Raw genomic sequence first — 12855 nt, 5'->3', positions numbered from 1 at the left:
TGTGAAGACGATAGAACCGAAAGTTCGATCTCACAAAACACCGAAAGCTGTCACATACCCAATTTGCTGAAGCGAGGCCATCAGGTCACGACTCAGTACCCGAATTTCTTGACGACCATAGAGCATTGGAACCACCTGATCCCATCCCGAACTCAGTAGTGAAACGATGCATCGCCGATGGTAGTGTGGGGTTTCCCCATGTGAGAGTAGGTCATCGTCAAGATTAAATTCCAGAACCCCTGTTTGCTAACGCAAACAGGGGTTTTGTTTTGGGCGGTCGGAAACCCTGGAAACCTTGCTTGCCCACGGCTGGGCCGAGACAAATGTGCACAGTTCTTTCATCCCTAGACCGCCCACGCCGCCTTCAATGCTAAAGTCGATCCCTCGATTTTGGTTTTCCCAAGGAAGCCGTTATGCCGTATGCGACGTCCCTCAGTGCTGGCTTCATGGTGGTTCACGGCAACCGCCTGGATGAGCTGCGCAGCCTGGTCGTCAGTTGGATGCGGCGTTATCCGCTCGCGCCCCTGGAAAATGAAATCGCTCTGGTTCAAAGCAATGGCATCGCCCAATGGCTCAAGTTAGCCCTTGCTGAAGACCCGGAAGAAGATGATATGGGTGGCTGCGGCATTGCTGCGGCAATCGATGTGCAACTCCCCGGCAGTTTCATGTGGCAGCTCTATCGTATGGTCTTGGGCCGTGACGAAATTCCGCCCAAGTCCCTGCTCGATAAAGCACCACTGACGTGGCGCCTGATGCGCCTGCTACCCCAGCTCATCGACCAACCGCACTTTGAGCCGTTGCAGCGATTCCTCACCCATGACACTGACCTGCGTAAACGCTACCAACTCGCCGAGCGTTTGGCTGACTTGTTCGACCAATACCAGGTATACCGCGCCGATTGGCTGGAAGATTGGGCCGCTGGCCGCCACCAACTGCGCAACGGGCGGGGCGAATCCAAGCCGCTGAACCCCGCTAACTGCTGGCAGGCTGAGCTGTGGCGCGCACTCCTGTTGGATGTGGGTGAAGAAGGCATGGCCGAAAGTCGCGCCGGCGTTCACCAGCGCTTTATCGAACGCATCAATACGCTTGAGCAAGCGCCTGCGGGCTTGCCTTCCCGCGTGATCGTTTTCGGCATTTCATCCTTGCCCGCCCAGGCACTGGAAGCACTCGCCGGCCTGGCACGCTTCAGCCAAGTGCTGCTGTGTGTGCACAACCCTTGCCGTCACCATTGGTCCGACATCGTCGCCGACAAAGACCTGCTGCGTAACGAGTACAAACGCCAAGCGCGCAAGGCCGGCATGCCCGTCACCATCGACCCGCAAACCCTGCATCAGCATGCTCACCCGCTGCTGGCCGCCTGGGGTAAACAGGGCCGTGACTACATCAGCCTGCTCGACAGTTATGACGATCCCAACAGCTACCGCGCAGCGTTTAGTGATGGTCGAATCGACCTGTTCAGTGACAGCGAACCCACCACGCTGCTCAACCAGTTGCAAAACGATATTCTCGAGCTGCGCCCACTCAATGAAACACGTGAGTTTTGGCCGGCTGTCGATCTGCAACGCGATACCTCGATTCGCTTCCACATCGCCCACAGCGCACAACGCGAAGTAGAAATACTCCACGACCAATTGCTGCAACGCTTCAGTGCCGACCCTGCGCTACGCCCCTGCGACATCATCGTCATGGTGCCTGACGTTGACAGCTATGCACCGCACATCCGCGCCGTGTTCGGACAGCTTGAGCGAAACGAGCCACGCTTCATCCCGTTTACCCTGACCGACCAAGGCCAGCGTGGCCGCGACCCTCTGCTGATCGCCGTCGAGCATCTGCTAAAGCTGCCCGACAGCCGCTTCCCGGTCAGCGAAATTCTCGACCTGCTCGACGTTCCGGCCCTGCGTGAACGTTTCGCCATCAAAGAACGCGACCTGCCCACACTGCACCGCTGGATCGAAGGCGCCGGCATCCGTTGGGGCCTCAACGCCGAGCAACGTGCGGGCTTGGGTTTACCGAAAGAGCTGGAACAAAACAGTTGGCGATTCGGCCTGCGCCGCATGCTCTTGGGTTACGCAGTCGGCACCGGCGTCGCGTGTGACGGTATCGAGCCTTACGACGAAATCGGTGGCCTCGACGCCGCCTTGATTGGCCCGCTGGTTGCGTTGCTCGATGCGCTGAACGACGCCCATCACGCTTTGTCACAACCGGCCGCGCCACAGGAATGGGGCGAGCGCCTGCAACGCCTGATGCAGTTATTCTTCCTCGCGAGCAGCGAACACGACGACTACCTGCTGAGCCAGCTCGAACAGCTCAGAGAAGATTGGCTGGAAACGTGCGAGTCCGTCGGCCTGCAGGACGAGTTACCGCTTACCGTAGTCCGTGAAGCCTGGTTAGCTGGCCTGGACCAAGGCCGCTTGTCCCAGCGGTTCCTCGCCGGAGCGGTCAATTTTTGTACGCTGATGCCCATGCGTGCGATCCCGTTCAAACTCGTCTGCCTGCTCGGCATGAACGACGGTGACTACCCGCGTGCCCAACCGCCGCTGGACTTTGACTTGATGGGCAGCGACTACCGCCCCGGCGACCGTTCACGCCGTGAAGACGACCGCTACCTGCTGCTTGAGGCGCTGCTGTCGGCCCGCGACCAGCTCTATATCAGTTGGGTAGGTCGCAGCATTCGCGACAACAGTGAGCGCCCGGCCTCGGTATTGATCGGCCAATTGCGTGACCATATCGCCAGCGGCTGGCACAGCGCACAACCAGATACAGCGCTTATCGATGCGATGACCCAGGAGCACCCGCTCCAGCCTTTCAGCGCGCGCTACTTTCACGCAGGTGACGCGCTGTTCAGCTACGCCCGCGAATGGCAGTTGCTGCACCAAACACCCGGCGGCCTCTTGAACCAGGAAGCATTGCCCGCGCATCAACAAGACGAACCGCTGAGCCTCGGCCAGTTGCAGGACTTCCTGCGTAACCCGGTCAAACACTTCTTCAGCCAGCGTCTGAAAGTGTTCTTCGAAGCCGCCGAAGTACCGCTGGCCGACGAAGAACCGTTCGTGCTCGACGCGCTGCAACGCTACAGCCTCAGCGATAGCTTGCTCAACGCCGCACTCAGCCAGCCGGATCATGTCGACCAGGCCCTGCATGCTCAGGCCCTGCGCCTGCAAGGCAGCGGCTTGCTGCCCATGGTCGGTTTCGGCGAATGCCTGCGCAACGAATTGGTCGAGCCATTGCCCGATCTACTGCACCGTTACCAACAATTACTGGCGCTCTGGCCCACGCCACAAACGGCGGCCGAACCGATCAATTTTGAGCACAACGGTATTCACTTGGAAGGCTGGGTCGGCGGCCTGCATCGGCGCAGTGATGGCGGCTTGTTAAGCGTGACCACCATCCCCAACAGCATCGGTTCGATCAAGACGCGCAAATGGCATCGGCTGATTCGTCCCTGGGTCAATCACGTGGTGGCCTGCGCGTGCGGTTTGCCGCTGAGTACCGGTTTGGTCGCGAGCGACGATACCTTGCTACTGGCGCCGTTGGAAAAAACCGCCGCCCAGGAAATACTCGGTAACTTGCTGTTGGCCTGGCACCTCGGCATGCGCAAACCGTTGCCGGTGGCGGTCAAAACAGCCTTTGCCTGGCTCGGCCAAACCGACCCCGCCAAGGCCCAGGCTGCCGCGAGTAAAGCCTACGAAGGCGACGGCGTGACCACTGATGGCGAACGCCGCGAAACCCCGGCGCTTACCCGACAGTTCCCCGACTACGCTGCGCTGGTGGCCAGCGAAGAATTTGAAGGCTGGTGCGAAACCCTGTATCGCCCGCTGATCAACGCCCCATGGCGATCACTCAGCAGCGAGGAGGCCAGCGCATGAGCAGCAAACCCTTGGCCCTGGCTTTCCCGCTAAAAGGCAGCCAGCTGATTGAAGCCAGCGCCGGTACCGGCAAAACCTTCACCATTTCCGCCCTGTACCTGCGCCTGGTACTCGGCCACGGCGGCGACGAAACCGGCTTTGACCGCGAACTGTTGCCGCCGCAAATCCTCGTGGTGACCTTCACCGATGCCGCCACCAAAGAGCTGCGCGAACGCATTCGCATCCGCCTGGCCGAAGCTGCGCGGTTCTTTCGCGATGAAATCGGGCAACCTGACGCGCTGATCGCCGAGCTGCGCGATCAATACCCGCCCGAACAGTGGCCCGCGTGTGCCAACCGCCTCGACATCGCCGCGCAATGGATGGACGAAGCCGCTGTCTCGACCATCCACAGTTGGTGCCAACGGATGCTGCGCGAACACGCGTTCGACAGCGGCAGCCTGTTCACCCAAACCCTGGAAACCGATCACAGCGACCTGCTTGGCGAAGTACTGCGCGATTACTGGCGGCTGTTCTGCTACCCGATGCACGACGACGCGCTCAACTGGGTACGCAACAACTGGAGCGGCCCCGCTGCGCTGATGCCGCGCGTGCGCGCGCTGTTCGGCAGCGAACGGCCGGCGCTTGATGCCCGCGAGCCCGCCGAGCTGATCAATGCGTGCCTGCAAGAACGCCGTGAAGCGTTGGTAAACCTCAAGGCGCCCTGGCAGCAATGGGCCGCCGAACTGCGTGACATCTGCCTGCAAGCCGTCGCTGCCAAAGCCGTCGACGGTCGCAAGATGCAGGCGCGTTACTTCGAGCCCTGGTTCGAAAAAATCAGCGCCTGGGCCGCTGATGAAACCCTCGAACAACTCGACATCGGCACCGGCTTCAGCCGGCTCACGCCCGACGGTATGGCCGAAGCCTGGAAGGGCGAGCCGCCGCATCACCCGGGCATCGACGCGATGGCCAGCCTCAAAGCGAGCCTGGACGCGTTGCCAACTCCCGATGCCGCCGTGTTGCAGCATGCGGCCGATTGGGTGGGTAGACGGTTTGAAGAAGAAAAACGCCGACGCGCCGAAATGGGCTTCGACGACATGCTGATCCGCCTGAATGCGGCGCTGCAGGCAGACGGCGGCGAACGCCTCGCCAGTGTGATTCGCGAGCAGTTCCCGGTGGCCCTGATCGATGAGTTTCAGGACACCGACCCGGTGCAGTACAGCATCTTCGACAGCATCTACCGCATCGAAGAAAACCACACGGACAGCGGCCTGTTCCTGATCGGCGACCCGAAGCAGGCGATCTATGCCTTCCGCGGTGCCGACATCTACACCTACCTGCGCGCGCGCCAATCAACCACCGGCCGCCACCACACGTTAGGCACTAACTTCCGCTCCAGCCATGCGATGGTCGAGGCGGTGAACCATGTGTTCCAGCGCGCCGAAACAGGCCGTGGCGCATTCCTGTTCCGCGAGCCGACGGGCGATAACCCGGTGCCGTTCCACCCGGTGTTATCGCAAGGCCGCAAGGAGCACCTGCAGGTCAATGGCCAGACGTTGCCGGCGATGAACCTTTGGCACCTGCCCACCGATCAGCCGATTTCCAACGCGGTGTATCGTCAGCAACTGGCGGCGGCCTGCGCCACGCAGATCGTCGAGCTGCTCAATGGCGGACAGCAAGGCACGGCCGGTTTTGTAAAGGACCAGCACTGGGAAGGCGTGCTGCCGTCAAACATCGCGATTCTGGTGCGCGACGGCAAGGAGGCTCAAGCCGTGCGCGGCGAACTGGCCGCTCGCGGCGTGCGCAGCGTGTACTTGTCCGACAAAGACTCGGTCTTCGCCGCCCAGGAAGCTCACGACGTATTGGCCTGGCTCAAGGCCTGCGCGGAACCGGATGTAGAGCGCCCGCTGCGCGCTGCGCTGGCATGCGTCACCTTGAACCTGCCACTGCTTGAACTGGAACGTCTGAACCTGGACGAACTGGCGTGGGAAACCCGCGTGATGCAATTCCGTGGCTACCGTGCGATTTGGCGTACCCAAGGCGTGCTGCCGATGCTGCGTCGGCTGCTGCACGATTTCAAACTGCCGCAAACCCTGATCGCGCGCAGCGACGGCGAACGGGTGTTGACCAACCTGTTGCACCTCAGCGAATTGCTGCAACAGGCGGCTTCGGAACTGGATGGCGAACAAGCGTTGATCCGTCATTTGGCCGAGCACCTGGCGTTGTCGGGGCAAGCCGGTGAAGAGCAGATTCTGCGCCTTGAAAGCGATGAGCAACTGGTCAAGGTGGTGACCATCCACAAGTCCAAGGGCCTGGAATACGACCTGGTGTTTCTGCCCTTCATCTGCTCGGCCAAGCCGGTAGACGGCAGCCGATTGCCCCTTCACTACCATGACGAACAGGGCAAGTCCCACGTCAGCCTGCGGCCGACCGACGAATTGATCGCTCAGGCCGATGACGAGCGCCTGGCCGAAGACCTGCGTTTGTTCTACGTCGCACTGACCCGCGCCAAACACGCCTGCTGGCTCGGCATTGCCGACCTCAAACGAGGCAATAACAGCCGCTCCGTGTTGCACCTGTCCGCGTTGGGGTACCTGCTCGGCGGCGGCGCGTCTTTGGGCGCGTCCGCGGGTTTGGCGCGCTGGCTGCTGGATTTGCAGGCAGGCTGCCCGGCCATCCACTACGCCTGCGTGCCCGAAGCGCAAGACCTGGTTTTTTACCCGCCACGCAACGAGGCCGCCTTGCTCGCGCCATTGCTGCCCAAGCGCAAGGCCGCCGAAAACTGGTGGATCGCCTCCTACAGCGCGCTGCGCATTGGCGACAGCATGAGCGCCGCCAGCCTTGAAGCACCGGAAAGCCCACAGGCCCAGAAGCTGTTTGATGACGAGCGCCTCGACCCCGACGCACCGCGCGAAGTAGCTGCGTCCGGCGGCGATATTCACCGTTTCCCACGCGGTCCCAACCCCGGCACCTTCCTCCACGGCCTGTTGGAGTGGGCGGGCGACGAGGGTTTCAACGTTACACCCGAGGCCATCGAGAAGGCTGTGGGCGCGCGCTGCAACCGCCGTAACTGGCAAGGTTGGATCGTCACCCTCAGTGGCTGGCTGGGGCATGTGTTGCAAACGCCGCTGCCCGTGGATAACGACCGCATCACCCTGAGCAGCTTGCAGCAGTACCAGATCGAAATGGAATTTTGGTTCGCCAGCCACAAAGTCGACGTGCTCGCCCTCGACAAGTTGGTGTGCCAGTACACGCATAACGGCGTCTCGCGGGTTGCCGCCGAACCGGTGCTGCTCAACGGCATGTTCAAGGGCTTTATCGACCTGACCTTCGAACACGACGGCCGTTATTACGTGGCTGACTACAAATCCAACTGGCTCGGCCCCGACGATTTGGCCTACACCCATGACGCCATGGAACTGTCGATCCTGGAGCATCGGTACGACCTGCAATACGTGCTTTACCTGCTGGCCTTGCACCGCCAGCTCAAGGCACGCCTGCCGGATTACGACTACGACCGCCACGTCGGCGGTGCGCTGTACCTGTTCTTGCGCGGTACCCAGTCCGCCAGCCACGGCGCGTATTTCACCCGGCCGCCCCGCGAATTGATCGAAGGCCTGGACCTGCTGTTCCAGGGCAAGCCAATACCGCCCAAGGTTGAGCCCGCCTGGGAACAAGGAGTGCTGTTATGAGCCTGTCGCCGTTACCGCTTGAGGACCTGCTGCCGCTCAGTCGTGCTGCCGACTTGGTGCAATTGCTGGAGCGTTGGGTTGATCGCGGCTGGTTGCGCGCCCTGGACAAAGCCTTCGTCGGCTTTTTGCACGAACTTGATCCACACGCGGACCCTTTGGTGTTGCTGGCGGCAGCGCTGACCAGCCACCAACTCGGCCACGGCCACGTATGCCTCGACCTGTTCGAAACCCTCAAGGCCCCCGATTTTGCCTTGTCGCTGCCGCCCGAGGGCGACCAGCAAACCGGCGCCATGCTGCTGCCTTCGCAATTGCTCGAGGGCCTGGACGGCGCCGAATGGTGCCACGCGCTGGCGTCCAGTCGTTTGGTCGCGCGGGCGGTCGATGGCAGTGACGCTGCCCAAAGTCGGCCCTTGGTGCTGTGCGGTAAGCGCCTGTATTTGCGTCGTTATTGGACCTACGAGCGGCGCATCGACACAGCGTTGCGCCTGCGCCTGGCCAGCCGGGAAAACGTGGTCGCCGATTTGCCGCAACGCCTCAACCGTTTGTTCGACCAAGCGCCGCCCGATGGTGTTATCGACTGGCAAAAACTCGCCTGCGCCCTGGCCACGCGCGGTGCATTCAGCATCGTCACGGGCGGCCCCGGCACCGGCAAAACCACCACCGTGGTGCGCCTGCTCGCACTGTTGCAGGCGCCCGCCGTGGAAGCTGGCAGCCCGTTGCGCATTCGCCTGGCTGCGCCGACCGGTAAAGCCGCCGCGCGCCTGACCGAATCGATCAGCCAGCAAGTGCTGTCGCTGAACGTATCGGACAACGTGCGCGAAAAAATCCCGACGCAAGTCACCACGGTTCACCGCCTGCTCGGCAGTCGCCCCGGCACCCGGCACTTTCGTCATCACCTGGCCAACCCGTTGCCACTGGACGTGCTGGTGGTGGACGAAGCCTCGATGATCGACCTGGAAATGATGGCCAACCTGCTGGACGCCTTGCCGCCCCACGCGCGCCTGGTATTACTCGGCGACAAGGACCAGCTTGCCTCGGTAGAGGCCGGCGCCGTACTCGGCGATTTGTGCCGCGACGCCGAGGCCGGTTGGTACAGCGTCGATACGCGCCAGTGGCTGCAAGCGGTCAGCGGCGAAGACCTCGGCGCCAGCGGCCTGCAGGAAGACCACGACGGCAGCCATCCGCTGGCTCAGCAAGTGGTGATGCTGCGCTACTCGCGGCGTTTTGGTGAAGGCAGTGGCATCGGCCAATTGGCACGCTGGGTCAACCAGCAAAATGCCGAACAAGCGCGCGCGCTGTTGGCCGCTCGCAGTCACGCTGACCTGTTTTGTGTCAGCCTCAAGGGCGAACACGACACTGCCCTGGAGCGCTTGGTGCTGGACGGGCAGGGCGACGGCGCCCAAGGCTATCGCTATTACCTCAACCTGCTGCAAAGCGCGCGCCCGGCAGCCGATACCCCGCGTGAAGACCCCGCCTGGACCCTCTGGGCGCAACACCTGCTGCAAGCGTTCGACGCGTTCCAGCTGCTCTGCGCCGTGCGCAAAGGCCCGTGGGGCGTGGAAGGTTTGAACCTGCGCATCACCGCCGCCCTGCGCAAAGTGCGGCTGATCGAAGGCGACGAACACTGGTACGAAGGCCGCCCGGTGCTGATGACCCGCAACGATTACGGGCTGGGCTTAATGAATGGCGACATCGGTATCGCTCTCAAACTGCCCGAGAGCGATGGCGGCCCGCTGGTGCTGCGCGTGGCTTTCCCACGCAACGATGGCCAGGGCGGCGTACGCTTTGTGCTGCCAAGCCGTCTGAACGATGTGGAAACCGTGTACGCCATGACCGTGCACAAATCCCAGGGCTCAGAGTTCACCCACACCGCGTTGATATTGCCGGATGCGCTGAACCCGGTGCTGACCAAAGAGCTGATCTACACCGGCATCACCCGCGCCAAACGCTGGTTCAGCCTGATCGAGCCGCGCGGCGGCGTATTCGAAGAGGCCGTGCGGCGCAAGGTCAAGCGCTTGAGCGGGTTGATGCTGGAGTTGGACGCCGCGCCTGAGAATATAGCGGACCTTGAGCAGCCCAGCCTTTAGCGGCATGTGACGCAGTTCAACTGTGGGAGGGGGCTTGCTCCCGATGGCGGCCGTTCAGCCACTGATTTATTGACTGACCCACCGTCATCGCGAGCAAGCCCGCTCCCACACTTATTCGAATGTGACGCAGAATTTTGCACCTGACGCAGTTCAACTGTGGGAGGGGGCTTGCTCCCGATGGCGGCGGTTCGGCCAAAGATGTATTGACTGACCCACCGTCATCGCGAGCAAGCCCGCTCCCACACTTATTGGAATGTGACGCAGAATTTTGCAGCTGTCGCAGTTCAACTGTGGGAGGGGGCTTGCTCCCGATGGCGGCGGTTCAGCCAAAGATGTATTGACTGACCCACCGCTATCGCGAGCAAGCCCGCTCCCACACTTATTCGAATGTGGCGCAGAATTTTGCAGCTGTCGCAGTTCAACTGTGGGAGGGGGCTTGCTCCCGATGGCGGCGGTTCAGCCAGAGATGTATTGACTGACCCACCGCCATCGCGTGCAAGCCCGCTCCCACACTTATTGGGAATGTGGCGCAGAATTTTGCAGCTGTCGCAGTTCAACTGTGGGAGGGGGCTTGCTCCCGATGGCGGTGGTTCGGCCAAGGATTTATTGACTGACCCACCGTCATCGCGAGCAAGCCCGCTTCCACACTTATTGGAATGTGGCGCAGAATTTTGCACCTGTCGCAGTTCAACTGTGGGAGGGGGCTTGCTCCCGATGGCGGCGGTTCGGCCAAAGATGTATTGACTGACCCACCGTCATCGCGAGCAAGCCCGCTTCCACACTTATTGGAATGTGGCGCAGAATTTTGCACCTGTCGCAGTTCAACTGTGGGAGGGGGCTTGCTCCCGATGGCGGCGGTTCGGCCAAAGATGTATTGACTGACCCACCGTCATCGCGAGCAAGCCCGCTTCCACACTTATTGGAATGTGGCGCAGAATTTTGCACCTGTCGCAGTTCAACTGTGGGAGGGGGCTTGCTCCCGATGGCGGCGGTTCGGCCAAAGATGTATTGACTGACCCACCGTCATCGCGAGCAAGCCCGCTTCCACACTTATTGGAATGTGGCGCAGAATTTTGCAGCTGTCGCAGTTCAACTGTGGGAGGGGGCTTGCTCCCGATGGCGGCCGTTCAGCCAAGGATGTATTGACTGACCCACCGCTATCGCGAGCAAGCCCGCTCCCACACTTATTCGAATGTGGCGCAGAATTTTGCAGCTGTCGCAGTTCAACTGTGGGAGGGGGCTTGCTCCCGATGGCGGCCGTTCAGCCAAGGATGTATTGACTGACCCACCGCTATCGCGAGCAAGCCCGCTCCCACACTTATTCGAATGTGGCGCAGAATTTTGCAGCTGACGCAGTTCAAGTGTGGGAGGGGGCTTGCTCCCGATGGCGGCCGTTCAGCCACTGATTTATTGACTGACCCACCGCTATCGCGAGCAAGCCCGCTCCCACACTTATTGGAATGTGGCGCAGAATTTTGCAGCTGTCGCAGTTCAACTGTGGGAGGGGGCAAGCCCCTCCCACATTTTACAAACCGCGTTCGCTTAAGTGCCTGGCGTCATTGCTTGCGTCAGGTCATCCACGACTGCTTTGCCCATCTCACACAGGTAATGCGCGGCCCATGCGTATTGCTCGCCGCGTACATCCATGGCGGCTTCCATGGCGAGTTTCTTGGAGTAAAAAAGCAAGGTGGAGGCGTGCTCCAGGGCTTCGCCGATGGGCATGCCGGAATTGACGCGGAACAATGGTTTTTGATTTTCGCCGTAGTCGCCAAAGGTGACGATGCCGAGGGTAGTGACGGAGGAAAGCGGTGGGTCGGGGACGATTTTGCTCATGATGATTGCTCTCTGCTGAAGTAGAGCCGCCACATCACATCGCTAAACATGAAGAGGGTGGCAGCTGTGTGCAGGTTAGCGATCCGGGTTGAGAGCGCCCCGGGTAGACTCAAGGTCTCCCGCACACAGCCGCCATAAAACGCTTAAAGCTGGCGGCTGCCAGCTGATTCGTTTGGTGCGGTGCCTCTCTTGAAGTCCGGATCGCTAAACCCGATCGCTGATGTGCAGCGACCCAGAGAGGCTAGAGACCCAAACGGTAAGGCGCAATAGGCTAGAGAGTCTCTAGGAAACGTCCTGCAAGTTAAAGCGAAACGTCGCTGATGGCCCTTTAATCCGCAAAGCGCATCTCCCGCGTTTCCCCCATCAACAACCCCGCGTTCTGCTCCGTCACCTCCCGGATGTAATCCCACAACAACGTGATCCGCTTCAACTTGCGCAGATCCTCCCGGCAATACATCCAAAATTGCCGCGTAATCGCAATCTGCTCCCCCAGCACCGGCAACAACCGCGCATCCTGCGCCGCCAAAAAGCACGGCAATATCGCCATCGACCGGCCTTGCTGCGCCGCGACGTACTGCGCGATCACGCTGGTACTGCGCAAACTTGCGCTGGCGCCGGGCACCACGTTCGCCAGGTACAACAGCTCCGAACTGAAGGCTAAATCATCCACGTAGCTGATAAACGGGTGCTCGGCCAAATCGGCGGGGCGTTGGATGGGCGGGTGTTGGTCGAGGTAATCCTGGGTCGCGTAGAGCTGTAATGTGTAGTCGCACAATTTGCAGCACACGTAAGGCCCGTGTTCCGGGCGTTCCAGGGCGATAACGATGTCGGCTTCGCGCTTGGACAGGCTGATGAAGTGCGGCAGCGGCAGGATGTCGACCGAGATGGCTGGGTAGGTGTCGACGAAATGGCTCAACTGCGGCGTGATGAAAAAGCTGCCGAAGCCTTCGGTGCAGCCCATGCGCACATGGCCGGAGAGCGCCACGCCGGAGCCGGAGACTTGCTCGCAGGCCATGTGCAAGGTGCTTTCGATGGACTCCGCGTAGCCCAGCAAACGTTGGCCCTCGGCGGTTAAGACAAAACCGTTGGTCCGCGATTTTTCGAACAGCAAGGTGCCGAGTGACACTTCCAGCGAACTGATGCGCCGCGACACGGTGGTGTAGTCCACCGCCAGGCGCTTGGCGGCGACGCTGGCTTTGCGGGTGCGCGCCACTTCGAGAAAAAACTTGAGGTCATCCCAGTTCAGGGAGCCCAGGGACGTGATGTTTTTTTGCATATTGAACCGGCTTTTATGTGCGTTCTTATTAGAAGTTTGCACATCTATACTCCAAAAACAGTCCGAACGCCTCATTCCCAAGGCGGTTTACGCGCCTTGTCTCTGCATAACTATAAGATTTGGAG

Annotated in this window: 5 protein-coding genes and 1 rRNA gene; 4 read left to right on the top strand and 2 right to left on the bottom strand. The window is 60.9% G+C overall.

Annotated elements, in window-relative coordinates:
• Positions 1-107 precede the first annotated feature (107 nt).
• From rrf to recD, 4 genes are all read left to right on the top strand, one after another.
• Positions 108-223, top strand: a 5S ribosomal RNA gene (rrf, locus tag AO240_RS06205).
• A gap of 190 nt (positions 224-413) precedes the next feature.
• Complete coding sequence (gene recC, locus AO240_RS06200; RefSeq protein ID WP_099235578.1) at positions 414-3866, top strand: exodeoxyribonuclease V subunit gamma; 3453 nt, start codon at positions 414-416, stop codon at positions 3864-3866.
• Positions 3863-7534 carry an exodeoxyribonuclease V subunit beta gene (gene recB / locus AO240_RS06195; RefSeq protein WP_099235577.1) on the top strand — a complete coding sequence of 1224 codons (3672 nt, stop codon included), beginning with the start codon at positions 3863-3865 and terminating at the stop codon, positions 7532-7534. The genes recC and recB overlap by 4 nt, the downstream gene beginning before the upstream one ends.
• Positions 7531-9621 carry an exodeoxyribonuclease V subunit alpha gene (gene recD, locus AO240_RS06190; protein WP_099235576.1) on the top strand — a complete coding sequence of 697 codons (2091 nt, stop codon included), beginning with the start codon at positions 7531-7533 and terminating at the stop codon, positions 9619-9621. Before recB ends, recD begins: the two co-directional genes overlap by 4 nt.
• A 1542-nt stretch (positions 9622-11163) precedes the next feature.
• On the opposite strand, the gene AO240_RS06185 is transcribed toward recD, so the two are convergent.
• Together AO240_RS06185 and AO240_RS06180 are read right to left on the bottom strand one after the other, a co-directional pair.
• A complete protein-coding gene (locus tag AO240_RS06185) occupies positions 11164-11454 on the bottom strand; it encodes a DUF3077 domain-containing protein (protein ID WP_099235575.1) in 291 nt (96 codons plus the stop codon).
• 328 nt (positions 11455-11782) lie between these two features.
• Positions 11783-12730 (bottom strand): LysR family transcriptional regulator, encoded by a 948-nt coding sequence (locus AO240_RS06180; RefSeq protein ID WP_099235574.1) that lies wholly within the window; start codon positions 12728-12730, stop codon positions 11783-11785.
• Between the last annotated feature and the right edge of the window lie 125 nt (positions 12731-12855).

The organism is Pseudomonas sp. ICMP 460 (genome assembly GCF_002723595.1).
Lineage (GTDB): Bacteria > Pseudomonadota > Gammaproteobacteria > Pseudomonadales > Pseudomonadaceae > Aquipseudomonas > Aquipseudomonas kitaguniensis.
The sequence above is the reverse complement of the archived record's forward strand: the minus strand, read 5'-3'. Positions and strand labels throughout refer to the sequence as shown.

Excerpts from the sequence above, each read along its gene's own strand:
- AO240_RS06180 (WP_099235574.1), bottom strand. The coding sequence starts at position 12,730 with ATGCAAAAAAACATCACGTCCCTGGGCTCCCTGAACTGGGATGACCTC.
- AO240_RS06185 (WP_099235575.1), bottom strand. The coding sequence starts at position 11,454 with ATGAGCAAAATCGTCCCCGACCCACCGCTTTCCTCCGTCACTACCCTC.
- recC (WP_099235578.1), top strand. The coding sequence starts at position 414 with ATGCCGTATGCGACGTCCCTCAGTGCTGGCTTCATGGTGGTTCACGGC.
- recB (WP_099235577.1), top strand. The coding sequence starts at position 3,863 with ATGAGCAGCAAACCCTTGGCCCTGGCTTTCCCGCTAAAAGGCAGCCAG.
- recD (WP_099235576.1), top strand. The coding sequence starts at position 7,531 with ATGAGCCTGTCGCCGTTACCGCTTGAGGACCTGCTGCCGCTCAGTCGT.